Source organism: Vibrio sp. (assembly GCF_047973365.1).
In the GTDB taxonomy this organism is placed as follows: Bacteria; Pseudomonadota; Gammaproteobacteria; order Enterobacterales; family Vibrionaceae; genus Vibrio.
Map to the genome: position 1 here is coordinate 26,341 of NZ_JBKEBW010000074.1, position 25,604 is coordinate 51,944.

Genomic DNA, 25,604 nt, shown 5'->3' on the forward strand with positions numbered 1-25,604 from the left:
CTAGTACAGCTTCCAATATTGCGATTGGATACGATCAATACACAAGCGAAGGTCGGCTTCTAGCGGACGGTCTTCTACCACAAACTTAAAGTCTTGCTGAACATGCGCCACAATCTGATTGATGCCGGCACTCATATGGCGTTCATCAATTTCATTGTGGCGTTTACGTATTTCAATGGACTGAACGGAAGCTAGCAGAGAGGCGGCCGCCACTTGTTCGGTTAATTGCAATACGCGTAAACAGTCACGTGCCGCGATTGTTCCCATGCTCACTTTGTCTTGGTTGTGACACTCAGTAGAACGCGAGAACACGCTCGCCGGCATAGTGTGTTTTAGTGCTTCGGCTGTCCATGCTGAAATGCCAATTTGTACCGCTTTAAAGCCGTGGTTGATTGGCTTACGTTCACCTTCAGCGCCAGTTAGGTTAAATGGCAAACCGTTGTTAAATTTGTAATCCATCAATTGCGCCATTTGTCGGTCGAGCAAATCAGCAAGGTTCGCCACACAGGTTTTAAGAGTGTCCATTGCCATGGCGATATGACCGCCATAGAAATGACCACCGTGCAGCACACGCTCGTTATCGCCATCAATAATTGGGTTGTCGTTGGCGCTGTTGAGTTCATTCTCGATAAGCTGGCGTAACCAGGGCAGAGCATCTTGTACTGTGCCAATGACATGCGGAGCACAGCGCAGTGAATATCGATCTTGTAAGCGGTCACTATTGCGTGGTGGGCGTTCGGCTTGTAGATCGGCGCGTAACCAAGCGGCAATTTGTTGCTGACCAGGATGAGGTTTCACCGCAAATAGTGCTTCATCAAAATGGAATTCGTTGCCTTGCATACCAGTTAAAACCAACGCGGTGATTTTGGTACACAATTGAGCCAGATATTCAGCGCGTTGATAAGCCAAACACGCTAGCGCTGTCATAACCGAAGTACCGTTCATCAAGGCTAAGCCTTCTTTTGGCTTGAGTTTGATTGGTGTTAAACCAAGTTGTGCGAACACTTCTTGTGTTGGGCGAACTTCACCTTTGTAAAACACTTCACGTTCACCAATCAATGTGGCTGCCACGTAGGAAAGCGGTGTTAAGTCACCACTTGCACCAACAGAACCTTCTTGCGGAATACGCGGCGCAATATCGTGGTTGATCAGATTGATGATTTGATTCAATACATCGTGAGAGACACCAGATACCCCCTGCGCCAGTGAACATAGGCGAGTGGCTAAAACTGCGCGTGATTGTTGGTGAGTAAGCACTTCGCCTAAACCACAACCATGAAAACGTGTCAGGTGAAGTGGTAACTCTTCAACTAAGTTGGCCGGAATCGCCACAGTGCATGAATCACCATAACCGGTTGTCACGCCGTAGATCACGCCTTCTTCTTTCAATAGACGTTCTAAAAATGCGACACCACGGTCAATCTTCGCTGTGAACTCAGTCGAAGAGTTAATCGAAGCACTCGCGCCTTGTGCGATTGAAACAACGTCCTCAATGGTCAGGCGCTGTGCGCCGAATAAAATCTTATTGTCTTTTGTCTTCTTGTCTTTTGTCTTCGTCATGGTTTTTGCTTAATTCCCAGAAGTTGAAGAAGTTGTACCACTGCAGTGGTGCTTTCATGGTGTAGTGTTGTAAGCGATCAGCATATTGCTGTACCACTTGTTGCAAAGACTCTTGCCTAGTTGCGCGCGGCAGTTTGATACCATCACTAAAATGTTCGAAGTAAACATCAAAATGCGGTTGTTTGCTATGCTCATCACGCAATCCGAAAATCAGATAGACCGGGGCGGATAATACAGAAGCCAACATAAACGGTCCTTGAGGAAACGGCGCGGGTTTGCCGAGGAAATCTGCCCACACGACACGGTTTTCTACGCTGGTGGAGGTTCTGTCGCCAACGATAACGACCCATTCACCTTGTTCTATCATTTGCTGTAGCATAATTGCGGTATCAGGACCGATTTTGCTGACCTGGATAAGATTGAGCTCTGACTTCGGGTTTACTGCTTTTATCACCGCATTAAAACGTTCGGCATGTTCGGTAAACACCAAGGCGTTTATTTTTAAATGCGTGTGGCGTCGGCTCAAGGCGCGGCACAACTCAATATTGCCTATGTGCGAACCTAACAGAAGTACACCGCGTTTTTGTTCTATGATGGGCTCGAATTGCTCTTGACCATGCACAGTAAGATTATCGACGTTAAAATCACCTCGCCAGGCGGCAAGTTTGTCGAGTAAGGTTTCACCGAACGACATCAAATGGTTGTAGCTAGTGAGGTTTTTAGCTAACGGTAGTTGCGCCTGCTGCGCATAAGTTGTTACTTGCTGTAAAAACTGCTCAGACGATGTTTTCGCTTGTTTTCCTGTGAGATGGTAATAAGTCATCACCAATTGCAAAATGGCGCGAAAGACCTTTCTTCCTAACAGCTTGTAAACTGCCATCAGCACTTTAATACCCAGTACTGTTCCCCGCTCTTGACGCTTTGACCAATGCTCGTTACTGGCAGTTGGTCGTTTATCAAGTAACAGCTTAGGAATTTTCGGCAACATGCCGAAAAATAGCCGGCTATGCATCCAACTGATTTTGACGTTATCCCACAGGGAATCGAAATGAGAAATACCATCTTGCGGATAAATCACGCGCGTGTTGACGAACTTGAATCGCACACCGTTCCAAAACATCCGAACCATGATTTCTGTATCGAAATCCATGCGGCTACCGATGTCATTGTGATTCATCACTTCAAGTGCTGCTTGTACAGGATAAGCACGAAAACCGCACATACTGTCTTTTATTTCTAGGGAAAGAGTTTCAATCCATACCCAAACATGAGTGACATAGCGGCCGTAGAGGCGAGCTTTAGGGACGCTATCATCATAGATTGGTTGTCCTGAAACGAGATAGTCTGGATTATTTTTTGACGCTTCAATCAGATTCGGCAACGCGGTGATGTCGTGTTGACCGTCGGCATCAATTTGAATCACATGGCTGTAGCCTAACCAATAGGCGTGGCGTATTCCTGCCATGACGGCAGCACCTTTACCTTGGTTTTTAGGCAGAGTCAGCAGTGACACATTGTCGCGTTGTGCCGCCTCTTGAAGAGCTAATTTGGTTTCTCGATTGCTGCCGTCATCAACCAGAAAAACAGCAAGATCGAAGTCAGCGAGTGAATCAAGAACCGCTGCCACCGTTCCGCCATGGTTATAACAAGGGATCAAAAAACATGGGCGGTAATCAAGCTTGCTCACTGGCATCTCCCAGTTTCATTTTGCCAGATGAATGGATCACTGCTTCGTCATTTCTTTGAGATTGATAACTGAACGCCAGCTTTTGTTTGCTTTCATCCCACGTTAAGCTCAAGGTCACTTCTGCGTTGGGCAAAATGGGTTGTTGGAACTTAATCACTTCCATGCCTTTGAAATGGGCCGGTGTGTTCAAATATTGACGAGCATAAAAGATCGCCCAATCAATTTGGCTAACTCCGGGAAGTAAGGGAAAGTGGTTAAAGTGCCCTTTAAAATCTTCGATATCCGCGTCTACCTTAAAAGTCAGTAGCACGTGATGTTTTGACTGCTCGCAAGCCAGTAAAGTTGGTTTTCTTTTAGCCATCATAGTGATAGTGTCGGCGTATTCTTCGTTTTTATTGGAATAATTTTTCAAGTTCAGCGACTTGGCGCTTACCCTGACTGTTTAATGGGATCTCTTTTACCACTCTAAAACTGCGTGGTACAGCAATAGGTTCTAGCCAGTTTCTCAGCTCGTTACGCAGCAACAGCCAAAATTTACCTTTGCCAAGTTCAGCAAGTTGTTGTTCGCCGGTCTCGGTCAGCACTATCGCCGCCGCCAAAATTAACCGTTCTGTTTGCTGAACGGGAATCACTGCACATTCTTTGACGTAGTCAAGTTGCTCAACGCGTTTCTCTACTTCTACCAGTGATACTCGTTTTTCTTCAACTTTGATTATCCGATCCGTGCGACCTTTCAAAATAAATTTATTTTCAGAGACGAATTCACATTCGTCAGCCGTTTGATACCAACCATCTGGGTCAATGTGTGCTGAGCGCAAACGCAGGCAGTTCTCTTGGTTCAGTTGCGCAGCGACTTTTGGAAATAGCTGCCACGGAATTTGTTCTGTGGTCTGTTGACGAAAGGCGATGCCGCCTGTTTCTGTACTGCCAAGCACCTCTATCGGTCTAAAACTAAACAGTTGTTGTGCATGGTTTGCTGCGCTAAAAGGCAGAGGCCCGCCAGATGAAAACAGTGCTCTCAACTCGGTGGCTTGGTGCTCTTCTGTCAAACGTTTAAGCAGCGCTGGGCTACTTATCAATACCGTGTCTTTATCGGCGTGATGAGTAATTTGTTCGGGAAATTCTAAACTGTGTCGCGCAAATGGGTTACCGGCACAAAGTGGCCAAAGCACTCTAAACAACAGTCCATAGATATGCTGGTGGGAAACCGTACTTTCGACCCGACTGTTATGAGCCTTATCGCCCCACAGAGAATGCAGAATTTCTACTTCGACACTAAGCTGGTGCAACGTTTTGTGGATCGCTTTCGGTGTACCGCTGGAACCTGAGGTAAACAAGATCAACTGAATATGGAAGAGCTCTAATGGCTGCAAGGTCAGATTACTTTCTGAGTGTCCGCTGGTGAGCTGTTCCACAGGCGTTGTGCGCAAGGGTGAAATAGCCTCATCACACAGTAAAAACTCAAATTGGTTGCTTAATTCTTCCAACGCCTGCGGTTGGTAGTTGCCCGGCAAAATCACCGTTTTTCCTGCATGGAATAGCGCAAACAGTCCAACCGTGAACAAGTAGCTGTCGCGAGCACATAGTGCGATGTGTTGATACTTCAGTTGGTTAAGTAATTCGGTGTAATAACTGACATCAGCAACAAACTGCGCCCAGTTGATTTCGCCTTCACAACCAAACGCCACAGCAGTGTTGCGGCGATCTTCTAATAACAGGTGTGATAGCGGGCTAAGGTTGGTACTGCTTAATGTCATTAAATTCTAGTCCTTGCGAACAAATTGACGCACTACCCATTCGACAGCGAACAGAGCGCCGATGAGCAGGTAACTAATCAATCCGTTATATAACGTCCAAACTTCAATCGGTAAGAAACAGGTGTAAAGCGCTGTTATCCCGTTGAACAAGAAGAACATACACCATACTTGAGTCACTTTTCTGGTGTATTGAATACCACTTTGTGGCAGATTTGGCTCCTGGAGTCGCGCAAGTCTCTCGATGATGGTCTGAGGTTGCTTCAAACTGCTTGCAAAAACCATCAGCATGCACGCATTGACAACTACAGGATAAAACAGTAACCAACCTTGACTACGAAATAGAATCCCTAAAACAATTAAAGTGATCCCAATGAGACCACTTATGATTGCTAACTGTTTGAACTCTTTTAATTTGGTTTTACTTGCTGTGAAAATTCGTAATACAAAGAATACAGTAAGCATACCGCCTAAAATACTTAGACCAAACTTATCAATGCCGTAGTAAATGGCGAATGGATATGCGAGCAGGACAATTGCGGACAAACCTGTCAGCAAATGACGCATTAGGCATCCTTAAGCAGTTCGACTACTGATTCAACCACATCTTCGACCGTGCGGACCATCTTAAACTCTTCAGGCTTAATTTTCTTGCCTGTGACGTTCTGTAGATGGACAACAAGATCGACCGCGTCAATGCTGTCTAAATCAAGGTCTTGGTATAGGTGTGCTTCAGGTTGAATGTCTGCTTCATCGATTTCAAATAGTTCGACTAAAGCATCTTTTACTTGGTCGAAAACCTGTTGCTTGTTTAATTCTGTCATAATCGTGTTCTACAAATTAGTTGCTAGTTTGAGATGAAATATACGCGGCTAAGTTAGCCACTGATGCGAAGTGTTGGCGCGTATTTGAATCATCAGCATCGATTACAATGTTATATTTCTTTTTAATGGCTAAGCCAAGCTCAAGCGCGTCAATAGAGTCAAGCCCCAGTCCATCCCCGAATAATGGTGCTTCTGTTTCAATCTCGTCAATAGAGATGTCTTCAAGGTTTAATGCGTCGATGATCAACTGCTTAATTTCGTTATGTAGTACTTCCACGGGAACCTACTTAGTTATTATTGATAATTGGAAAAATAGCTTCAGCAAGATGGCTGTTAAGCCTTCTCGCTGCTGAAGTTGGGTTATTAGTTTGCTCTATAAAAGGCATCACCTCAACTTTATCCTTAACTTCAACATGGAAAAAAGGCTTAGTATCGGGAACTTGATACCATTTTTTTTCTTTTGTGAGAAAGCTAGGAAAAACGGAAATATGTATTATCCGCAGGTCTCTTTGTGTGCGTATCGCAATTTGCGCCGCACCACGTTGTAGCTTAGAGGCAACGCCCGGTGTGGTACGCGTTCCCTCTGGAAAAACTAGCAACACATTATTGCGTTCAAACCTTTGTTCACATAAATCAAGCAAGTCATCGGGTGTTTGATTAGGAATATAACCCGCGGCTTTAACGATGTGTTTCATAAACGGGTTTGACCAAATGGCTGCTTTTACTAAGCAATCACATTGCTTGAGTTGCGAAGCAACCAAAACGTAGTCGATAAGGCTAGGGTGGTTGGCAACAATAAGACAGTTTTTATCGTTGGCAAGAATGTCCGCACCATCAATTTGGTAGTCAATAGCACCAGTAAACTTCATCAGACGACAGAAAAAATTAAAGGTGATGCGAATGACATTTTGTACGCGATACTCTCGTTGGATGGTACTTGGTGTAGTCAGTCGAATTAAAGGAATAATAATAAAACTGAGAGTCAAACCGCCTAAACCAAAAATTGCAAAACAAAGCCCAGTGGCAAAAATACGCCAATATTTATTTACAGCATTCATGCTTGCTGCCATTCCCATGAATTCCTTTCACCCGCAATTATCCAATCAGGATCTTTGCGTAAATAGTGTGTCAAAAAGTTCAAAGCTTGCGGTAGGTGACTGATAGTATCTATTTTTGGGTATTGTGCAACTTGCCACTTATCGCCTGAAGACAAAATGAGACCTAAAGCATAGCCTTTAAACTTTTTATCTTCATATTCAGCATAATCTGCGGGTAGGGGTTCATCAAAGTCTACTAATAATACTCTGGCGTTTGGGTACTGTTTTAAATACAGCCAAGCTTCGATAAGTGCACTGTGGAATGTATTTTCCCCGCCAGCAATCGATGTTACGGGAATGGCTTGTTTGGTTGCTATGGTCGATAGCCCAGCAGCCGTGTTGTGAACCGATTGAGAGAAGTTCATGGGTGACGCTTCCTCACCCGCTAATATATTGCGGATTAATTCAGTACTGCGATGCAGTTCACCGTGACGGCTTGAAAAGACCAGATAATCGATCGGTTGATGACTTATCTGCTGATCGCTTAAAAGCTCAATCGCCGTTTGTACCGCGAGCTTACTTAATGTACTCATACGACGGCGCATCATAGCGGGAATTAAAGCCGATTCGATGGCCTCATCTTCAGGCCAAATTTGATATTGAGACCACTTTTGCCAACTTGTCAGGTCACTAAGTCCTAAACTATTGGCTGACCACTTATCGATATTAAATGAGATTAATTGCAACTGATTTGACATAACGTATTGATTTGTTGTTGAGCACATTAAATACTATGCTCGTTTATTAATATTCCCCAATCAAAGCAAGGAAATGCAATGAAAGCAATAAAATACACGATTTCGATTCTGTTAGTAGTACTTTTAGTCGGCTGTGGACGTGTTCAACCCATTATGAATATTGACAACACGCCTGTTGCTTACAATCTTACCAAAGACGAAGTCAAAGCCGCTATTGTTGTTGCGGCAACAAATCGTGGTTGGGTGATTGCAAATAGCACTGCAACAGAACTAACCGCTAAACTTCTCGCTCGAGATCATAGTGCTGAAGTTCGTATTCCTTATAGTGATAAATACTATTCAATCAACTACGTGAGTTCCGTGAATCTTAAAGCAAGTGATGGAAGTATTCACCGTAATTACAATCGCTGGGTTAATAATCTGAATGTTGATATTCAGAAGCAATTGGCTAGAGCGTCAGTAAAATAATTCTAAATAAATACAATTAGGTTTTTTCGTGTTTGAACAAAATCAAGATCCTTATAACGCTCTAGAAGCGAAAACCGAAGCGCAAAAGTTATCTTTTGCGCCAATTATTTTTCATACCGCACGTACTTTACGTGATCTAGGCATCTTAGCGGCATTAGATAAAGCTGGCTCACAAGGGGCGAACGCTGAGGCTCTTGCCGAGCAAACCGGTGTTTCTGAATACGGTGTAAAAGTCCTGCTGGATATGGCAATTAGTGCCCATATTGTACTGTGGGACAAACCCAATTATATCTTGGCTAACTTGGGGCATTTTATTCTTCATGATGGAATGACTCGTGCCAACATGGATTTCACCGCAGATGTTTGTTATGCCGCCATGATGCATCTAACCGAGTCGATTACCGAAGGAAAACCCGCCGGACTTAAAGAACTCGGAGACTGGGATACTATCTACCAAGGACTGTCGCAGTTACCGGAAAAAGCAAAACAGAGCTGGTTCCAGTTTGATCACTTTTATTCTGATCGTTCTTTCCCCATTCTTCTTGAACGCGTGTTCGCATCAAAGCCAAAAACGCTGGTGGATATCGGTGGTAACACGGGCAAATGGGCATTGCAGTGCTGTAATTATGATCAAGACGTTAAAGTAACGATTGTCGACCTGCCTCAGCAGCTCGAAATGGCAATGAAAAATGTGCAGGATAACGGCTTGGCAAATCGTATCAGTGGCTATCCTGCAAACATGCTGGACAAAGCACAAACTTTGCCTGAACAAGCCGATGTTTGGTGGATGAGTCAGTTTTTAGATTGCTTCTCACCGATGGAAATCCTCAGTATTTTGCAAAGGGTGAGACAGCAACTGAAACCCGATTCAAAAGTCTATATTTTGGAATTATTCTGGGATTCACAGAAATACGATGCAGCGTCATATAGTCTCAATGCAACATCGCTGTATTTTACCTGCTTAGCTAATGGTAACAGTCGTTTTTACCGTAGTGACGATTTCTTAGAAATTGTTGATGCCGCAGGCTTAGAAGTTGTGGAGCGTACCGATCATATTGGTCTAGGGCACACATTATTAGAGCTGAAAGCCAAATAATAATATCCCCTTCCTACCTGAAGCTACAGCGTTTTATGTTTTGGTATGGGGGCTATGTTCACTCACCCCAATCGTATAGTTTATCTATACGATTGGGGATTCACTGACTTGTCACCTATCTGCAACCCCAAGTCGTTTGGATAGAAATAACCTTTTCTCGGCGCATATGGTTGCAGAGTCTATTTTTGCATAACTATTTAACTTAACACGTAATTTTAGGTTTTATATGCGCCGATATTGGGCGCGGCTTTCTAACTTGGTGCAAGTGAGTGAAGTTGCTCACAAATTCTTATTGTGCGATGAGATAAAAATCACACAACCTCCCTAATATTGTGCACGAAATGTTAAATTTATTGCTATTTTCTAGTGCAAGATGCTGAGATTGCGGTTTTAGTTAGATGAATCGATATTTAAATCTGATGTAAAGGATTACTTTCCTTTGTTGTCCTGTAAGTCGGATTTGTGTTGGGTTTTGTCGCTAATTATTCGCTATTGATAAGAATATAATCTCTTTTTATTCTGATTTTATGGCAAATTGCTTCAATGCTTGATACTGTTTGCCGCATTCTTTGTATGGAAAGTGGTTAAGTTTCGCCAGTTCCATCATCTTTTAGGTTAGCCGTTCTAGCCGAAATGCAAAGAAGTCATGGATGCAAAATTAAAACTTGGAGTTTATACCGATGTATAAGAACAAAATCACACAAGCACTTTTACTAGGTGCAGGCCTTATGGTGGCTACAACTTCTCTTACAGCTTTTGCTGCAAACGTGCCAGCAGGTACTAAGCTAGCTCCAGTGCAAGAGATTGTTCGTGGTAACGGCACAGAAGTCGCTACTATCGACCCGCACAAATCTCAAGGTGTTCCCGAATCACACGTTATTCGTGACCTGCTGGAAGGCTTGGTAAACCAAGACGCTGACGGCAAGGTTATTCCTGGCGTTGCAGATAGTTGGGAAACATCAGACAACAAAACGTTCACTTTCCATATTCGTCAAGGCGCTAAATGGTCTAACGGCGACCCTGTAACTGCGCAAGATTTCGTATACAGCTGGCAACGTGCTGTTGATCCAGCCACTGCTTCTCCATACTCTTGGTACATGGAAATGACCCAGATGAAGAATGCAGCAGACATCGTCGCTGGGAAAAAAGACAAGAGTGAACTAGGCGTATACGCTAAAGACGCAAACACTCTCGTTGTTGAGCTAGATTCTGCGGTTCCATATTTTGTTATGATGACTGGCCACACAACAATGAAACCAGTTAATCAGGCAACCGTTGAGAAGTTTGGTGATCAATGGACCAAACCAGAAAACTTTGTTGGCAACGGTGCTTATGTGGTTGAAAACTGGGTAGTCAACGAGCGTTTAGTACTTAAACGTAACCAGCAGTACTGGGATAACGAGCACACAGTTATCAATAAAGTCACTTTCCTTCCGATCGAAAACCAAGTGGCTGAAATGAACCGCTTCCTAGCAGGCGAGATCGATATCAGTTATGAGGTGCCAGTAGAGCATTTCCGTCGTCTTAAGAAAGAGCACCCAGAATTCGTTTCTGTTGTGGGTAACTTATGTTCTTACTACTACTCTTTCAACACCAAGAAAAAGCCATTTGATGATGTGCGTGTGCGTAAAGCGATCTCTTACGCGATTGACCGTAACATCGTTAGCGATGCAATCATGGGTCAAGGTCAAAAACCTGCATACTTCCTAACGCCTGAGATCACTTCTGGTTTCAACCCAGTCATGCCTGCTTACGGTAAAATGACGCAGAAAGAACGTAACGAAGAAGCCGCTCGTCTACTTGCTGAAGCGGGTTACGGTAAAGACAACCCACTTAAATTTACGCTTCTCTACAACACTTCAGAGAACCATAAGAAAGTGGCTGTGGCGATTGGTTCGATGTGGAAGAAAACTTTGGGTCTAGATGTCACTCTAGAAAACCAAGAGTGGAAAACCTACCTGTCTTCTAAAGACACTGGTAACTTCGAAATGGCGCGCGCAGGTTGGTGTGGTGACTATAACGAAGCATCGTCATTCCTAACGTTGATGACAAGTAACAACACTACTGGTGGTCAACACTGGGGCAGCAAAGAGTATGATGCAATCATCGATAAAGCACTGACTTCTACTTCTGAAGAAGAACGTCAAAAACTTTACGCGGATGCAGAAGCTCTGATGGCGAAAGATATGCCGATTGCACCAATTTATCAGTATGTTAAGACTCGTTTACTGTCGCCAAAAATAGGTGGTTTCCCTGCAAATAACGCAGAAGAAAAGATCTACTCAAAAGATTTATATATCAAAGCTGAATAAATCAGCAAAGTTATAAAACTATAATTAAGTAATATTCTGCATGTACTTGAGGTTCGCGGATGGTACATGCAGTATTTTTTTGTTTTAAATAGTCACAGACTGGAAGCGTGAGTTTATGTTTAAATTCATTATCAGACGAGTTCTGGAAGCAATCCCAACCATGTTGGTGTTGATTACCGTTTCGTTCTTTCTCATGCGTTTCGCTCCCGGGAATCCTTTCTCAAGCGAACGTGCTTTACCGCCAGAAGTTTTGGCGAATATCGAAGCAAAATATGGCTTGGATAAGCCTGTATTTGAGCAATACACCACCTATTTGACCAATGTTTTACACGGTGATTTTGGTCCTTCATTTAAGTATCTTGATTACTCGGTCAATGAGCTGATTTTTGCTGCGTTACCAGTGTCAGCTAAAATCGGTTTTGCCGCTTTCATCTTCACTGTAATCATGGGCGTCTTCGTCGGTACCATAGCCGCGTTGAGGCAAAATACCTGGCTTGATTATTCCATTATGGCGACGGCTATGATTGGGGTAGTTATGCCTTCGTTTGTACTGGCACCCGTACTGATTTACATATTCTCAATTAATTTAGGTTGGTTCCCTGCCGGGGGCTGGCTAGATGGCTCATTCAAGTATATGGCGCTGCCTGTGCTTGGTATGTCATTGCTGTACGTAGCGACTTTTGCGCGTATCACTCGTGGTTCGATGATTGAAACGCTAAACAGCAACTTCATCCGAACTGCTCGTGCTAAGGGGCTAAGCTATCCTTACATCGTTGTTAAACACGCGCTGAAACCTGCAATGTTGCCTGTCGTCTCCTACATGGGGCCTGCGTTCGTCGGTATTATTACCGGTTCGGTTGTTATCGAAACCATCTTTGGTCTTCCGGGTATTGGTAAGCTGTTCGTAAATGCGGCGTTTAACCGTGACTACTCTCTGGTAATGGGTGTAACCATTCTTATTGGTTTCTTATTTATCCTGTTCAACGCAATTGTAGATATCTTGTTGGCAGCGATTGACCCGAAAATTCGTTACTAAGGAAGTTTGACTATGTTGACGAAAAAAGAAAATCTGCAAGCGATTGAAAAGTTTTCCGAAAGTCTTGAAATAGAGGGTCGCAGCCTGTGGCAGGACGCTCGTATCCGCTTTATGCGCAACAAAGCTGCGATGGTGAGCCTATTTATTCTCATGCTTATGACGTTGGCGGTTATTTTCCTGCCAATGATCGCTCCTTTTACTTATGACGATACTGACTGGTATGCAATGCACGTTGCACCAAATGCAGAGCATTGGTTTGGTACTGACAGTTTAGGGCGTGATATTTACGTTCGTACTCTAATTGGTGGCCGAATCTCTTTGATGGTCGGTGTTATGGGTGCGCTAGTTGCGGTGCTGATCGGTACGCTTTACGGTGCAGCATCGGGCTTTATCGGTGGCCGTGTTGACCGTATCATGATGCGTATTCTTGAAATCTTGTACGCAGTACCGTTCATGTTTTTGGTTATCGTATTGGTAACCTTCTTCGGTCGTAACATTATTCTGATCTTCGTTGCTATCGGCGCTATCGCGTGGCTTGATATGGCGCGTATTGTTCGTGGTCAAACATTAAGTTTACGCAGTAAAGAGTTTATCGAAGCGGCACATGTGTGTGGTGTCAGTAACTGGAAAATCATTACTCGTCATATTGTGCCAAACGTACTGGGTATCGTAGTCGTTTACTCTACGCTGTTGATTCCAAGCATGATTCTGACGGAATCGTTCTTATCTTTCCTTGGTCTGGGTGTTCAAGAGCCGATGACAAGCTGGGGAGCACTGTTGCAAGAAGGTGCAAACACGATGGAAATTGCAGTATGGCAGCTTGGCTTCCCTGCGGCATTCATGGTGGTCACACTGTTCTGCTTTAACTATGTGGGTGACGGTCTACGTGACGCGCTGGATCCAAAAGACAGATAAGAATTGAGGAAGTAGTAATGGCTTTATTAGATGTCAAAGACCTGCGTGTAGAATTCACTACCCAAGATGGTATTGTTACCGCAGTAAACGATTTGAACTTCTCACTCAATCAGGGTGAGACATTAGGTATCGTTGGCGAATCAGGTTCGGGCAAATCTCAGACTGTATTTGCAATCATGGGCCTTCTGGCTAAGAACGGTATCATTTCGGGAAGCGCAAAATTTGAAGGCAAGGAAATATTAAACCTGCCTGAAAAAGAGCTAAATAAAGTTCGCGCCGAACAAATTGCGATGATTTTCCAGGATCCGATGACCTCGCTTAACCCATACATGAAAGTTAGCGATCAGCTAATGGAAGTGTTGATGCTGCACAAAGGCATGGGCAAAGCACAGGCATTCGAAGAGTCTGTACGCATGCTCGAAGCGGTAAAAATTCCGGAAGCTCGTAAGCGTATCACTATGTATCCGCATGAGTTTTCTGGCGGTATGCGTCAACGTGTCATGATTGCAATGGCTCTGCTTTGTCGTCCGAAACTGTTGATCGCGGATGAGCCGACAACAGCACTTGACGTAACGGTACAGGCGCAAATTATGGAGTTGTTGAATGAGCTGAAAGCAGAGTTCAATACCGCAATTATCATGATTACCCACGACTTAGGTGTGGTTGCCGGTTCTTGTGACAAAGTGTTGGTGATGTATGCCGGTCGCACCATGGAATACGGCACGGTTGATGAAATTTTCTATCAACCAAGCCATCCATACGCGGAAGGTCTGTTAAAAGCTATCCCGCGTCTGGATACTGAAGGGGATGTGTTACCAACCATTCCAGGCAATCCGCCAAACTTACTTCGTCTGCCACCGGGCTGTCCTTATCAAGAACGCTGTCATCGCGTAATGGATCGCTGTAAACGTGAAGCGCCTATCCTGACTCCATTTGGCAAAGGTCGTCAACGCGCCTGTTTTTCTGACTGGGAGACTTGGACGAAATGAGTGTAGATAAGAAATTACTGTTAGATGTTAAAGAGCTAAAAGTACACTTTGACATTGCGACTAAATCAGCATGGCCTTGGGCTAAACCTGTAAAACTTAAAGCGGTTGATGGGGTTAATGTTCGTCTTTACCAAGGTGAAACTCTAGGCGTTGTAGGTGAATCAGGCTGTGGTAAATCGACATTTGCTCGTGCAATTATCGGTTTGGTACAAGCGACTGAAGGTGAAGTGGTTTGGCTGGGGCAAGATTTGACTCGCATGCAGGAAGTGAAACGTCGTGAAACTCGTAAAGAGATTCAGATGATTTTCCAGGATCCTCTCACATCATTGAACCCGCGTATGACAGTAGGGGATATCATTGCCGAGCCGCTACAGACTTTCTATCCAGAGCTTTCTAAGCAGGAAGTGAAAGACCGTGTGAAAGAGATGATGGCAAAAGTGGGTTTGTTGCCTAACGTGATTAACCGTTATCCGCACGAGTTTTCAGGCGGTCAGTGTCAGCGTATTGGTATCGCACGTGCATTGATTCTAAAACCTAAGATGATCATTTGTGATGAACCAGTATCTGCACTCGACGTATCGATTCAGGCTCAGGTGGTTAACCTGCTACAAGAATTGCAACGTGAGCTAGGCCTGAGCTTAGTTTTTATCGCACACGACTTGTCTGTGGTGAAACATATTTCTGACCGTGTATTGGTGATGTATTTAGGTAATGCTGTCGAGCTGGGTGAATCGGATGCACTGTTTGCTAATCCTAAACACCCGTACACTAAAGCGTTGATGTCTGCGGTGCCGATTCCAGATCCAAAACTAGAACGTGCAAAAACGATTCAAATGCTTGAAGGTGATCTGCCTTCACCAATCAATCCGCCATCAGGATGTGTTTTCAGAACTCGTTGTCCACAAGCAACGGAAATCTGTGCTCAAACCAAGCCACAAATACAAGGGTCTGATACCCATGCTGTTTCGTGTCTACACGTTGAGATGTAAATTCAGCCTGTGACGGGCATAAGCGCGGCTTCTTTTTGAGTCGCGCTTTTTTTGTGCTCTAGAAACCTTCAAAAAATTCGAATGACTAAGCCAAAACCCACCGGGTGAATGCTGCTCTCCATCAACTATAATGACCCGTAAGCGAAAAAGTGATGGGGTAAGTGATGGGCAAATTAGTGGAAGGTGTCTGGCAGGATATTTGGTATGACACCAAAAGCAATGGTGGGAAATTCATTCGCGAAGATGCAGGATTTCGCGATTGGATAGAGAATAGACCTAACTGCCGATTTGAACCTGAAGCTGGTCGTTATCATTTGTATGTTTCTTTAGCCTGCCCTTGGGCTCACCGTACATTGATATTCCGTGCAATCAAACAACTGCAAGACATTATTGATGTGACCATAGTTTGTCCTGATATGCTGCATGAAGGGTGGAAGTTCGGCATACCTGAGCCTCTGTTTGGGCACACTAAACTTCACCAAATCTATACTCAAGCCAAACCTGACTATTCTGGGCGTGTAACCGTACCCGTATTATGGGATAAGAAAACTCAAACTATTGTGAGTAACGAGTCATCAGAAATTATCCGTATGTTTAATAGTGCATTTAATCACCTGACAGGGAATCAGGATGACTATTATCCTCAGGCATTGCGTTTAGCGATTGATGAGTGGAACGACTTTATCTACCCCAACATTAATAACGGTGTCTATCGTTGTGGTTTTGCAACAACACAAGAGGCTTATGAAGAAGCGTATGAGTCGTTGTTTGATGCGCTCGACAGGATTGAAGCGCATTTGGCGGTTAATCGTTATTTAGTTGGCAGCCACTTAACTGAAGCCGATTGGCGATTATTCACTACCTTGATCCGTTTCGATGCAGTATATGTAGGGCACTTTAAGTGTAATAAGCAGCGAATTGCTGATTATCCGAATCTGCAGGGATATATGAAAGAGCTGTATCAAGTTGCCGGGGTGAAAGAAACCACAGATTTCTATCATATTAAGCGCCACTATTACTTCAGTCACACCGGTATTAACCCGACGCAAGTGGTTCCAGTCGGACCCGAGCTGGATTTAGCATCACCACATGGTCGAGGCTAGCAATAAAAAACGCATCCGAAGATGCGTTTTTTATCGTTAGGCTATTTACCAGACCAGCTATAGGTCATGGTTAGAAAATATAACGTTGGGTCAGTGAAATGACCTTCGTATCCGAGCCCCAATTTACCGGGCTGAACTTCAGATGAATCGACCAAAGCCACTTCAAACGCTACACCGATAGAATTGTTGTTATCCAATTGGTATTCCGTACCGGTACCAATACGCCAGGTATTACCCGTCGGTAGGGTTAAATCACCCTCAGATTGGCTTTTATAGAGGCTTGAATCATAAGCAATGCCTAGGTTCCAGATGGTTTTTTCATTCAGTTGATAGCGAGAACCAATAGCGATGTGGTAGGTATCTTGGGTAGGAGCACCGGTGGTGGTGCTGTATGCACTCCAGTCTTCCCAGTCTAAGTTACCCATAACGGCTAGTTTGTCGTTCAGTTGATGGAATGCGCTGAATGTCAAGGTTTGAGGCATCACCGATGGTGGTATCGATTTTCCAAGTACTTCAAAATTAAGTTCGGTTTCCGATGAGTAGCCTAAGCCAAAACGTGTATCGGCATTAGGAGAGAATAACAGCCCTAACTTTGCGTTGTAGGCAATATCCGTATCGTCAACTTCTGCTCCTGAAGGTATTTTGCCGCCTGTTATATCACCTGTTGTTGTCCCTGCTTTTAAGTCAAACATTCCGTATTGAATGCCTAATCCTGCACCAACCGCCCATTGGTCATTAATTTTGTAAGAGGCGGTTGGCTGAATAGTCAGAGCTTGGGTGACGGCTGTTTCTACGGGAACGTTATCGTAATCAAGCCCTAAGCCATAGTTGCCATAAACACCGATACCCAGTGTAAATCGGTCATTGATTTGCTGGCTGTAAAATGCTGAACCAAGTGGCACAAAACCGACAATATTACCAGCATTAGTACCATCATCCATTTGATAGTCTGCATCCCCGTAAAGGGCGGTTAATCCACCGGTAAATGATTTGCCATCCACGTTTGCTAAGCCAGCAGGGTTTGCTGCCATTACTGATGCGTCTTGAGCCCGCGCGGCTTTGCCGGCAGCAGCAAGACCAACATCATTAGTACTCACTTCATGTAGATATAAACCGGCAGAGAATGCAGATGTACTGGCGAGAATGACGCTACTCGCGATAAGAGTTTTATTAAATATATTCATGATATTGGACGCAGTTAAGTTTTATATTGGGTTGGAAGTAAGAGTAGTATCTTATGCGATATGTTCGAGTTGATATGTAGGATTTTTCGTCAATTTAAGCTGCGGCTGGTTAAATTTTCTCAAAGATAAGAAAAAAGCCGCAACTTAAAGTCGCGGCTTTTGTGAGCTTATGGCCAGCTTTTGTTAGCTAATTGCCCATGTTATTTTGCTTCTTGCGCTGCTTGGATTGCAGTCAGTGCGATGGTGTACACGATATCATCCACTAACGCACCACGAGATAGGTCGTTAACTGGTTTACGCATACCCTGTAGCATTGGACCGATAGAGACTAGGTCCGCAGAACGTTGTACTGCTTTGTAAGTCGTGTTACCTGTGTTCAGGTCTGGGAATACAAATACGGTCGCTTTACCTGCAACTGGCGAGTTAGGCGCTTTAGAAGCGGCTACGTTTTCCATGATTGCGGCGTCGTACTGTAGAGGGCCATCGATCACCAGATCAGGGCGCTTCTCTTGGGCGATACGTGTTGCTTCACGCACTTTATCAACGTCTGCACCTTTACCAGATTCACCAGTAGAGTATGAGATCATTGCAACGCGAGGGTCGATACCGAATGCTGCTGCAGAGTCAGCAGATTGGATAGCGATTTCAGCAAGTTGTTCCGCTGTAGGATCTGGGTTGATTGCACAGTCACCGTATACCAATACTTGATCAGGCAGCAGCATGAAGAAGATTGAAGAAACGATAGACGCATTAGGTGCAGTCTTAATGATTTGGAACGGAGGAACGATAGTGTTTGCTGTTGTGTGCACAGCCCCAGAAACCAGACCGTCAACTTCGTTTGCTTCAAGCATCATAGTGCCTAGGAAAACGGAATCTTCCAGTTTTTCGCGCGCAACCACTTCAGTCATGCCTTTTGCGCCACGTAGCTCTACAAGACGAGCCACGTAGTTTTCACGAACTGAGTCTGCATCAATGATCTCAACGCCAGCACCTAGCTCAACACCTTGTTGCGCCGCAACGCGACGGATTTCCTCTGGGTTACCCAGCAGCACACAGGTTGCAATACCGCGATCAGCACAGATAGCGGCCGCTTTTACTGTGCGTGGCTCATCACCTTCAGGAAGCACGATACGCTTACCGGCACGACGAGCAAATTCAGTCAACTGGTAACGGAATGCTGGTGGGCTTAGACGACGGATGCCCTGGGTGCCTTCAGTTAGAGAGTCAATCCAAGGGCCATCAATGTGGCTCGCTACGTGTTCGCTGATGAACTCGATACGTTCTTTATCGTCTGCTGGTACTTCTAAACTAAAGCTTTGTAGGTTTAGCGAAGTCTGCCAAGTGTTGCCTTGCGCTTTGAAAATTGGCAAGCCAGAATCAAATGCAGGTTTACATAGGTCAACGATTTCTGTTGGGATATCGTAGCCACCAGTCAACAGTACAGCACCAATTTCAACACCGTTCATTGCAGCTAGAGAAGCGGCAACGATAACGTCTGGGCGGTCTGCTGAAGTAACTAGTAGAGAGCCAGGCTTGAAGTGCTCAATCATATGAGGGATTGAACGTGCGCAGAAAGTGATGCTCTTAACACGGCGAGTTTTGATTTCACCAGGGTTAATGATTTCAGCATTCAGATGCTTCGCCATATCGATTGCACGAGTCGCAATCAGTTCAATGTTCCATGGCACACAGCCTAGAACACGAATAGGGCTAGTATTGAAGATTTGCATCACTTCAAGATTAGTTTGAATCGCACTATCCGCATCATCGAACATTTCAGACAGGTCTGGACGAGTACGACCAGCTTCATCAACCGGAGCATTAAGCTTGTTGATGATAACACCTTTAATATTCTTGTTCTTAGTACCGCCAAAGTTTGAACAAGCGATCTCAATACGCTCTTTCAACTGCGTTGGGTTGTTGGTGCCAGGTGTTGCAACAAACACAATTTCAGCGCCAAGAGTTGCTGCAATTTCAGCGTTCACTTGGTTAGCGAATGGGTGTTTACGAGTTGGCACTAGACCTTCAATCAGAGTCACTTCTGAATCTTTGTTGACTTGGTTGTAACGCTCAACGATAGATTCTAATAACTCATCCATTTTTTCTGAGCCGATTAGGTTTTCGGCTACAGACATCGCCATAGGCTGAGCAATTTTAATATCGCTGTTACGACCGATGATGGTTGAAGTTAGATCTGGCTGATCTTCACCACTGCGCGGTTGAGCAATTGGCTTGTAGAAAGAAACGTTTACGCCTTTACGCTCCATTGCGCGTAAAATACCCATGCTCACACTGGTTAAACCCACGCCAGCACTGATAGGGATAAGCATAATAGTACGGGACATTTGTAAGGTACCTCAAACTATTGGACACAATCTAAGATATAGATTGGATTGATATAAAGCCGAGTTATTAATTCAGGTGTGAATAATAGCTAGGCCCCTATAGAAATCTGGCTAACCTTAGGTTAGCCAGAGAGAATATTAAATGCCTGCTAGAGCCGCGGTATCTTCAGCGATGACCAACTCTTCGTTGGTCGAGATAACCATTGCTGGAATACGGCTGTCTGCGGCAGTGATCACCCCTTCGCCACCGAAACGAGCTTTTAGGTTACCTTCGCTGCTTACCTTGATACCAAAGATAGCTAGACGGTTAAGAACCATTTCACGGATAGGAGCAGAGTTTTCACCGATACCACCAGTGAACACGATAGCGTCCAGACGGCCGTCTAGGCTTGCAGTGTAGCCTGCTACGTATTTCGCCAGACGGTGACAGAATACATCCATCGCGCGAGTTGCTTCTTCTTTAGTGCCGTAGTTGTCTTCAACGAAACGACAGTCAGAAGTCACTTCAGTCAGGCCTAGAAGACCAGACTCTTTAGTTAGCATGTTGTTGATTTGCTCAACGGAATAACCTAGAGCGTCGTGTAGGTGGAAAATGATCGCAGGATCAATATCACCACAACGAGTACCCATCACAAGACCTTCAAGAGGAGTCATACCCATTGAAGTGTCTACTGATTCACCGTTTTTAATTGCACAAACCGATGCGCCGTTACCTAGGTGACAGTTGATGATGTTTAGCTCGTTTGCAGGCTTACCTAGACGCTCAGCGGCTTCGCGAGCGATAAATAGGTGAGAAGTACCGTGCATGCCGTAACGACGTACACCGTGCTCTTTGTATAGTTTGTATGGAAGTGCGTATAGGAACGCTTCTTCAGGCATTGTTTGGTGGAAAGCCGTGTCAAAGACAGCAACGTTTTTCAGTGCTGGGAAGGCTTTCTGTGCCGCTTTAATACCAATGATGTGAGCTGGGTTGTGAAGTGGTGCTAGCGTTGAGCAGTCTTCAATACCTTTAAGTACAGCATCATCGATTAGAGCAGATTTAGTAAACTTCTCGCCGCCGTGTACAACACGGTGACCAATAGCTTTAAGTTGTGCCGCAAGTTCTGGCTTAGAAGCAAGAATAGTTTCTACGATGAATGATAGAGCTTCATCGTGTGCAGCGCCTTCACCAAGTTGTGCTTCGTGCTTACCATCAAGTTTCCACTTGATACGAGCTTCTGGAAGGTGTAAACATTCTGCAAGGCCAGAAAGATGCTCGTCGCCGTTTTGTGCATCGACAACAGCGAATTTAAGCGAAGAACTACCGCAGTTTAAAACTAAAACTAGCTTAGACATGTGTGACTACCTGTAATAATCGGTTAGGACAAAATCAATGACAAGAATAGTAGATGCATAAGCAATTAGTACTAATCTTAATCAATAAAGCTTTAACTTCCTTATCTCTAGACGAGACTTCGTCATTGAAATCGTCTGCTGCCTTCCTTGCAGAGTAGTCTTAAAGTTGCCTAAATTGTAAATAAGGGCAACAATGAGATTGAGAACCCGCAAAGGATAGCGATAATGGGGTAATATAACAAAAAATATTTGAAATAATATTAGCTTTTATCAAATTTTTACGTTATTCGTTGAAGTATTCAACTATTTTTTAGCGAAATCGCCCGAAGAGGCGACAACACTGAGAGTGAGGAAGTGGTATGAGTAATCGTGTCGGAATCATCCACAGCTTGAAAGATGGCCAAAAGTACATGCAAATTTGGCCGATGCGCAAAGAGTTGAACCTGCTTTTTCCGGAAGCGCGAATCATTAAAGCGACGCGTTTTGGCATCAAAGTTATGCCAGCTGTTGCTGCGATTAGCGTGTTAACTCAAATGAGTTTCCAAAACGTTCAAGCTATGCCACAAGCCGTTGTCGTTGCCTTGTTTGCTATCAGCTTACCGTTACAAGGTATGTGGTGGTTAGGTAACAGGGCGAATACTCAGTTGCCGCCTGCGCTTGCCGGTTGGTATCGCGAAATTCATGCAAAAATTGTTGAAACAGGTTCTGCTCTCGAACCGATAAAATCGAAGCCTAGATACAAAGAGCTGGCGATGGTGCTTAATCGTGCATTCCGTCAGCTTGATAAAACCGCTTTAGAACGCTGGTTTTAACTAAACAAATTGTTAAGGCTCTAATTCATTGGTTAGAGCCTTTTTTAATGGTCGATATGAAGCCAAGCTCACTGCTGCAACAGCGGCTTTCAAATGAATAATAAATAGCTGCTATTCGTCCTCATTTAGCCACCGAACACAAGATACTGTTTCTTCCTCTCTTTTTGTTATTTCTCGGTTAAATGTTTCTTCCCTTTCCGCATAGTTACTGGTAATAATGTTGTTAAGTGCATGCTAATTGCACAATAACTAAAAAACATCACACAACATCAAATAACAATATGCTTTAAATCAAGGAGTTAAGATGAAAGCAAGCAAGGTCATAGCTACCGCCGTTCTAGCCGGAGCTGCATTACTTTCTTCCCACAGTATTATGGCGAAAACTGCTAAAGTTGCGGTTTCGCAAATCGTTGAACACCCGGCGCTCGATGCCACACGTCAAGGTCTGCTTGATGGCCTGAAAGCCAAAGGCTATGAAGAAGGCAAAAATCTGGAATTTGATTTTAAAACTGCGCAAGGTAACCCTGCCATCGCGGTACAAATTGCTCGTCAATTTGTCGGTGAAAATCCGGATGTTTTGGTCGGTATTGCAACACCGACTGCCCAAGCTCTAGTGTCAGCAACCAAAACAATTCCAGTGGTGTTTACGGCGGTAACAGATCCAGTCGGCGCGAAACTGGTGGCTAAAATGGAACAGCCAGGAAAGAACGTGACTGGTCTCTCTGACCTTTCGCCAGTTGAGCAACACATAGAATTGATTAAAGAAATCATACCAAACGTGAAATCCATTGGTGTGGTTTACAACCCAGGCGAAGCAAATGCCGTGAGCTTGATGGAGCTGTTAAAAGCTTCAACACAAAAACACGGTATCACGCTGGTAGAAGCGACCGCACTGAAAAGTGCTGATGTTCAGTCAGCAACACAGGCCATCTCTGCTAAATCAGACATCATTTATGCCCTTATCGACAACACTGTGGCAAGTGCAATTGAAGGCATGATCGTAGCTGCAAACCAAGCTAAAACCCCAGTATTTGGTGCCGCGACTTCCTATGTAGAACGTGGTGCGGTGGCAAGTCTTGGTTTTGACTACTACCAAATCGGTGTTCAAACAGCAGATTATGTAGCGGCTATCTTGGAAGGTGCTGCTGCTGGTACTTTAGACGTTAAAGTCGCTAAAGGTTCTGATTTAGTCATCAACAACACTGCGGCTGATAAGCTAGGTCTGGAAATTCCTAAATCTGTTATGGATCGCGCGACAAGCGTTAAATAAGAACCATTGTCAAAAGAGTTGGCTGTGATATGCCAACTTGAGTTTGTTGACAAAGTCCTTTCCGTCATTCCAGCGAAGGCTGGAATCTACTTACAGCACGGGTTGTTATTAGATTCCAGATATTTCGTCCCGAAATTCTGGAATGACGATCTTGGGTTTGTCAGCAGTCTGGATCTGGCGTTTGATACGCCAGCTTCATTAAGCAGAAAAGGGAGTTTGTATGTCTGCTTTTGCCTTTTTTGGCGCCTTAGAGGTTGGCCTTATCTATGGTCTGGTGGCACTGGGTGTTTACCTGACTTTCCGAGTTCTTGATTTCCCGGATTTGAGTGTTGATGGTAGCTTCCCAATGGGCGCAGCTGTGGCTGCAACGGCTATTGTTGCAGGCATCAATCCATGGATTGCAACTGGCTTAGCGATTATTGCTGGCGCAGCAACAGGTTGGGTTACCGCATTTCTAACGGTTCGTTGTGGCATTCTGCACCTGTTAGCGTCTATCCTGACGATGATCGCCGCTTTCTCGATCAATATTCGTATCATGGGACGCCCTAACTTAGCTTTGTTGGGTGAAGATACAATCCTGACACCTTTCGAAGCTATGGGCGACCCAATGCTGACTCGTCCCTTGGTTGTTGCGGTATTAGTGCTTATTTCTGCGCTGTTTGTTATTCGTCTGTTGAACAGTGATTTTGGTCTAGGTCTTCGTGCCACGGGCGTTAACGCTCGTATGGTCGCAGCGCAAGGCGCAAGTACTGCCTTTTACACCTATTTTTGTTTAGCACTTTCAAACGGTTTTGTTGGTTTCGCTGGTGCTTTGTTTGCACAAACAAACAGTTTCGCCGACGTCACTTCTGGCGTGGGTACCATCGTAGTTGGTTTGGCTGCTGTTATTTTGGGGCAAACACTGATTCCTGGTCGTAAAATTTGGGTAGCAGTAACGGCGGTAATTGTTGGTTCTGTACTTTATCGTTTAGCCGTCGCGTTTGCGCTAAGTTCAGGCATGTTTGGTTTACAAGCATCTGATTTGAACTTGGTGACAGCCGTACTTGTGGCTCTGGCGTTGATCATGCCGAGAATGAAAAGGAATCGAAAGTCAAAAAAGGGTAGTGCACCTGCTGAGAAGTCGGTCGTATCTAAGCAGGTAAAGGCGTCAGGAGAAGCATTATGATCCGTTTAGAAGATATACAAGTTACATTTAATCCTGGAACTATCCTTGAAAACCGTGCATTAAGGGGCGTGAATCTGCAAGTGCCTGAGCATCAGTTTCTTACTGTTATCGGCTCAAATGGCGCAGGTAAATCAACGCTACTAGGCGCAGTGACAGGTGAAACACCTATGGTTGGCGGCAAAGTCAACATTGATGATATTGACGTAACTCGCCGCAGCGTAGACCAACGCGCGAGTTTATGCGCGCGTGTATTCCAGGACCCACTTGCTGGCACTTGTGGCGCGCTAACGATTGAAGAGAATATGGCGCTTGCGTACATGCGTGGTAAACGCCGCGGTTGGAAGCATTCACTTTCAACCAATCGCCGTAAACTGTTTCAGGAACGGATCAGTATTCTTGGTTTAGGCTTGGAAGATCGTCTCGGCGATAACATAGGTTTGTTGTCCGGTGGTCAACGTCAGGCAGTCAGTCTTGTCATGGCAACGCTTTCTGATAGCAAGCTATTGTTACTCGATGAGCATACCGCAGCGCTAGATCCTCGAATGGCAGCATTTATTATTGATTTGACTAAAAAAATCGTTAAAGAGTTTAACTTAACCGTAATGATGGTGACGCACTCAATGAAAGATGCCTTAGCGTGTGGTGACAGAACGGTGATGCTGCACCAGGGTGAAATTGTGTTGGATGTTGCGGGTGAACAGCGTGCCAATATGCAAGTTCCCGATTTGCTTGAAATGTTTTCTAAAGTTCGTGGTGAAGAGTTATCAGACGATAGTTTGTTGCTGAATTAAAACGGCTCATCAACGTAATATTAAGTCCTCTTGGTATTTTATGTGACGATTTCACATGTTATCCGGAGGATTTTTTTATTCATGCTAACATGTGCATATAAAAGTGTCTTAAAGTGTACTAATCTATTGAATGGTGAGAATGACTTACCTTACTTTTTTATATGAAGACGTAGA

Annotated in this window: 24 protein-coding genes; 12 read left to right on the top strand and 12 right to left on the bottom strand. The window is 44.5% G+C overall.

Going from position 1 to position 25,604, the window contains the following annotated elements:
- The 9 genes from ACK5MF_RS09595 to ACK5MF_RS09635 are packed head-to-tail and all read right to left on the bottom strand — an operon-like array spanning position 1 to position 7,620.
- Positions 1–1,560, bottom strand: coding sequence for an HAL/PAL/TAL family ammonia-lyase (locus ACK5MF_RS09595; protein WP_416921632.1), 1,560 nt, complete (start codon positions 1,558–1,560; stop codon positions 1–3).
- Positions 1,523–3,253, bottom strand: coding sequence for a glycosyltransferase family 2 protein (locus tag ACK5MF_RS09600; RefSeq protein WP_416921634.1), 1,731 nt, complete (start codon positions 3,251–3,253; stop codon positions 1,523–1,525). The genes ACK5MF_RS09595 and ACK5MF_RS09600 overlap by 38 nt, the downstream gene beginning before the upstream one ends.
- The gene (locus ACK5MF_RS09605) at positions 3,234–3,608 is read right to left on the bottom strand and encodes a 3-hydroxyacyl-ACP dehydratase (protein ID WP_416921697.1); all 375 of its coding nucleotides are present in this window, start codon (positions 3,606–3,608) and stop codon (positions 3,234–3,236) included. Before ACK5MF_RS09605 ends, ACK5MF_RS09600 begins: the two co-directional genes overlap by 20 nt.
- Before the next feature lie 31 nt (positions 3,609–3,639).
- On the bottom strand, positions 3,640–5,004 hold the full coding sequence (locus ACK5MF_RS09610; protein ID WP_416921636.1) for an AMP-binding protein: 1,365 nt from the start codon (positions 5,002–5,004) through the stop codon (positions 3,640–3,642).
- A gap of 6 nt (positions 5,005–5,010) precedes the next feature.
- A complete protein-coding gene (locus tag ACK5MF_RS09615; protein ID WP_416921638.1) occupies positions 5,011–5,568 on the bottom strand; it encodes a hypothetical protein in 558 nt (185 codons plus the stop codon).
- Complete coding sequence (locus ACK5MF_RS09620) at positions 5,568–5,825, bottom strand: acyl carrier protein (protein ID WP_416921640.1); 258 nt, start codon at positions 5,823–5,825, stop codon at positions 5,568–5,570. The genes ACK5MF_RS09615 and ACK5MF_RS09620 overlap by 1 nt, the downstream gene beginning before the upstream one ends.
- Before the next feature lie 16 nt (positions 5,826–5,841).
- Positions 5,842–6,102 carry a phosphopantetheine-binding protein gene (locus ACK5MF_RS09625; protein ID WP_102942681.1) on the bottom strand — a complete coding sequence of 87 codons (261 nt, stop codon included), beginning with the start codon at positions 6,100–6,102 and terminating at the stop codon, positions 5,842–5,844.
- A 10-nt stretch (positions 6,103–6,112) separates the two neighbouring features.
- A complete protein-coding gene (locus ACK5MF_RS09630; RefSeq protein ID WP_416921699.1) occupies positions 6,113–6,883 on the bottom strand; it encodes a lysophospholipid acyltransferase family protein in 771 nt (256 codons plus the stop codon).
- Complete coding sequence (locus ACK5MF_RS09635) at positions 6,880–7,620, bottom strand: beta-ketoacyl synthase chain length factor (protein WP_416921642.1); 741 nt, start codon at positions 7,618–7,620, stop codon at positions 6,880–6,882. The genes ACK5MF_RS09630 and ACK5MF_RS09635 overlap by 4 nt, the downstream gene beginning before the upstream one ends.
- Before the next feature lie 78 nt (positions 7,621–7,698).
- Here ACK5MF_RS09635 and ACK5MF_RS09640 point away from each other — a divergent pair, with 78 nt between their 5' ends.
- The 8 genes from ACK5MF_RS09640 to ACK5MF_RS09675 all read left to right on the top strand — a co-directional run bounded on the left by ACK5MF_RS09640 (position 7,699) and on the right by ACK5MF_RS09675 (position 16,528).
- Entirely contained in the window at positions 7,699–8,088 is a 390-nt protein-coding gene (locus ACK5MF_RS09640) for a hypothetical protein (protein ID WP_416921643.1), read from the top strand.
- Positions 8,089–8,098: 10 nt separating this feature from the next.
- Positions 8,099–9,184, top strand: a complete 1,086-nt coding sequence (locus ACK5MF_RS09645; RefSeq protein WP_416921701.1) for a methyltransferase — start codon at positions 8,099–8,101, stop codon at positions 9,182–9,184.
- 680 nt (positions 9,185–9,864) lie between these two features.
- Positions 9,865–11,496, top strand: coding sequence for an ABC transporter substrate-binding protein (locus ACK5MF_RS09650; protein ID WP_416921645.1), 1,632 nt, complete (start codon positions 9,865–9,867; stop codon positions 11,494–11,496).
- 115 nt (positions 11,497–11,611) lie between these two features.
- The gene (gene oppB, locus ACK5MF_RS09655) at positions 11,612–12,532 is read left to right on the top strand and encodes an oligopeptide ABC transporter permease OppB (protein WP_416921647.1); all 921 of its coding nucleotides are present in this window, start codon (positions 11,612–11,614) and stop codon (positions 12,530–12,532) included.
- A gap of 12 nt (positions 12,533–12,544) precedes the next feature.
- Entirely contained in the window at positions 12,545–13,447 is a 903-nt protein-coding gene (gene oppC, locus ACK5MF_RS09660) for an oligopeptide ABC transporter permease OppC (RefSeq protein WP_416921649.1), read from the top strand.
- 17 nt (positions 13,448–13,464) lie between these two features.
- Positions 13,465–14,436: an ABC transporter ATP-binding protein gene (locus tag ACK5MF_RS09665; RefSeq protein WP_416921651.1), complete on the top strand. Its 972-nt coding sequence runs from the start codon at positions 13,465–13,467 to the stop codon at positions 14,434–14,436.
- Positions 14,433–15,425 carry a murein tripeptide/oligopeptide ABC transporter ATP binding protein OppF gene (gene oppF / locus ACK5MF_RS09670; RefSeq protein WP_416921653.1) on the top strand — a complete coding sequence of 331 codons (993 nt, stop codon included), beginning with the start codon at positions 14,433–14,435 and terminating at the stop codon, positions 15,423–15,425. Before ACK5MF_RS09665 ends, oppF begins: the two co-directional genes overlap by 4 nt.
- A 164-nt stretch (positions 15,426–15,589) precedes the next feature.
- A complete protein-coding gene (locus tag ACK5MF_RS09675; protein WP_416921655.1) occupies positions 15,590–16,528 on the top strand; it encodes a glutathione S-transferase family protein in 939 nt (312 codons plus the stop codon).
- 41 nt (positions 16,529–16,569) lie between these two features.
- On the opposite strand, the gene ACK5MF_RS09680 is transcribed toward ACK5MF_RS09675, so the two are convergent.
- The 3 genes from ACK5MF_RS09680 to ACK5MF_RS09690 form a co-directional block, all read right to left on the bottom strand.
- Positions 16,570–17,712 (bottom strand): OmpP1/FadL family transporter, encoded by a 1,143-nt coding sequence (locus ACK5MF_RS09680; protein WP_416921657.1) that lies wholly within the window; start codon positions 17,710–17,712, stop codon positions 16,570–16,572.
- A gap of 200 nt (positions 17,713–17,912) precedes the next feature.
- Positions 17,913–20,057 carry a phosphate acetyltransferase gene (gene pta, locus ACK5MF_RS09685; RefSeq protein WP_416921659.1) on the bottom strand — a complete coding sequence of 715 codons (2,145 nt, stop codon included), beginning with the start codon at positions 20,055–20,057 and terminating at the stop codon, positions 17,913–17,915.
- 138 nt (positions 20,058–20,195) lie between these two features.
- Positions 20,196–21,392 carry an acetate kinase gene (locus ACK5MF_RS09690; protein ID WP_416921661.1) on the bottom strand — a complete coding sequence of 399 codons (1,197 nt, stop codon included), beginning with the start codon at positions 21,390–21,392 and terminating at the stop codon, positions 20,196–20,198.
- A gap of 359 nt (positions 21,393–21,751) precedes the next feature.
- Between ACK5MF_RS09690 and yfbV the strand changes: the two genes are divergently transcribed.
- From yfbV to ACK5MF_RS09710, 4 genes are all read left to right on the top strand, one after another.
- Positions 21,752–22,204 carry a terminus macrodomain insulation protein YfbV gene (yfbV, locus tag ACK5MF_RS09695; RefSeq protein WP_416921663.1) on the top strand — a complete coding sequence of 151 codons (453 nt, stop codon included), beginning with the start codon at positions 21,752–21,754 and terminating at the stop codon, positions 22,202–22,204.
- A 304-nt stretch (positions 22,205–22,508) separates the two neighbouring features.
- The gene (locus ACK5MF_RS09700) at positions 22,509–23,474 is read left to right on the top strand and encodes an ABC transporter substrate-binding protein (protein WP_416921665.1); all 966 of its coding nucleotides are present in this window, start codon (positions 22,509–22,511) and stop codon (positions 23,472–23,474) included.
- Between the two features lie 220 nt (positions 23,475–23,694).
- Positions 23,695–24,639, top strand: a complete 945-nt coding sequence (locus ACK5MF_RS09705) for an ABC transporter permease (protein ID WP_416921667.1) — start codon at positions 23,695–23,697, stop codon at positions 24,637–24,639.
- The gene (locus ACK5MF_RS09710) at positions 24,636–25,430 is read left to right on the top strand and encodes an ABC transporter ATP-binding protein (protein WP_416921669.1); all 795 of its coding nucleotides are present in this window, start codon (positions 24,636–24,638) and stop codon (positions 25,428–25,430) included. Before ACK5MF_RS09705 ends, ACK5MF_RS09710 begins: the two co-directional genes overlap by 4 nt.
- Positions 25,431–25,604: the final 174 nt, after the last annotated feature.

What these genes read in the sequence shown, in the direction of transcription:
- ACK5MF_RS09630 (WP_416921699.1), bottom strand. Translation starts at nt 6,883, where the DNA reads ATGAATGCTGTAAATAAATATTGGCGTATTTTTGCCACTGGGCTTTGT.
- ACK5MF_RS09705 (WP_416921667.1), top strand. Translation starts at nt 23,695, where the DNA reads ATGTCTGCTTTTGCCTTTTTTGGCGCCTTAGAGGTTGGCCTTATCTAT.
- ACK5MF_RS09595 (WP_416921632.1), bottom strand. Translation starts at nt 1,560, where the DNA reads ATGACGAAGACAAAAGACAAGAAGACAAAAGACAATAAGATTTTATTC.
- oppC (WP_416921649.1), top strand. Translation starts at nt 12,545, where the DNA reads ATGTTGACGAAAAAAGAAAATCTGCAAGCGATTGAAAAGTTTTCCGAA.
- ACK5MF_RS09680 (WP_416921657.1), bottom strand. Translation starts at nt 17,712, where the DNA reads ATGAATATATTTAATAAAACTCTTATCGCGAGTAGCGTCATTCTCGCC.
- ACK5MF_RS09700 (WP_416921665.1), top strand. Translation starts at nt 22,509, where the DNA reads ATGAAAGCAAGCAAGGTCATAGCTACCGCCGTTCTAGCCGGAGCTGCA.
- yfbV (WP_416921663.1), top strand. Translation starts at nt 21,752, where the DNA reads ATGAGTAATCGTGTCGGAATCATCCACAGCTTGAAAGATGGCCAAAAG.
- ACK5MF_RS09610 (WP_416921636.1), bottom strand. Translation starts at nt 5,004, where the DNA reads ATGACATTAAGCAGTACCAACCTTAGCCCGCTATCACACCTGTTATTA.
- ACK5MF_RS09635 (WP_416921642.1), bottom strand. Translation starts at nt 7,620, where the DNA reads ATGTCAAATCAGTTGCAATTAATCTCATTTAATATCGATAAGTGGTCA.
- ACK5MF_RS09650 (WP_416921645.1), top strand. Translation starts at nt 9,865, where the DNA reads ATGTATAAGAACAAAATCACACAAGCACTTTTACTAGGTGCAGGCCTT.
- ACK5MF_RS09605 (WP_416921697.1), bottom strand. Translation starts at nt 3,608, where the DNA reads ATGGCTAAAAGAAAACCAACTTTACTGGCTTGCGAGCAGTCAAAACAT.
- ACK5MF_RS09710 (WP_416921669.1), top strand. Translation starts at nt 24,636, where the DNA reads ATGATCCGTTTAGAAGATATACAAGTTACATTTAATCCTGGAACTATC.
- ACK5MF_RS09675 (WP_416921655.1), top strand. Translation starts at nt 15,590, where the DNA reads ATGGGCAAATTAGTGGAAGGTGTCTGGCAGGATATTTGGTATGACACC.
- ACK5MF_RS09615 (WP_416921638.1), bottom strand. Translation starts at nt 5,568, where the DNA reads ATGCGTCATTTGCTGACAGGTTTGTCCGCAATTGTCCTGCTCGCATAT.
- oppB (WP_416921647.1), top strand. Translation starts at nt 11,612, where the DNA reads ATGTTTAAATTCATTATCAGACGAGTTCTGGAAGCAATCCCAACCATG.
- ACK5MF_RS09600 (WP_416921634.1), bottom strand. Translation starts at nt 3,253, where the DNA reads ATGCCAGTGAGCAAGCTTGATTACCGCCCATGTTTTTTGATCCCTTGT.
- ACK5MF_RS09665 (WP_416921651.1), top strand. Translation starts at nt 13,465, where the DNA reads ATGGCTTTATTAGATGTCAAAGACCTGCGTGTAGAATTCACTACCCAA.
- oppF (WP_416921653.1), top strand. Translation starts at nt 14,433, where the DNA reads ATGAGTGTAGATAAGAAATTACTGTTAGATGTTAAAGAGCTAAAAGTA.
- ACK5MF_RS09620 (WP_416921640.1), bottom strand. Translation starts at nt 5,825, where the DNA reads ATGACAGAATTAAACAAGCAACAGGTTTTCGACCAAGTAAAAGATGCT.
- ACK5MF_RS09640 (WP_416921643.1), top strand. Translation starts at nt 7,699, where the DNA reads ATGAAAGCAATAAAATACACGATTTCGATTCTGTTAGTAGTACTTTTA.
- pta (WP_416921659.1), bottom strand. Translation starts at nt 20,057, where the DNA reads ATGTCCCGTACTATTATGCTTATCCCTATCAGTGCTGGCGTGGGTTTA.
- ACK5MF_RS09690 (WP_416921661.1), bottom strand. Translation starts at nt 21,392, where the DNA reads ATGTCTAAGCTAGTTTTAGTTTTAAACTGCGGTAGTTCTTCGCTTAAA.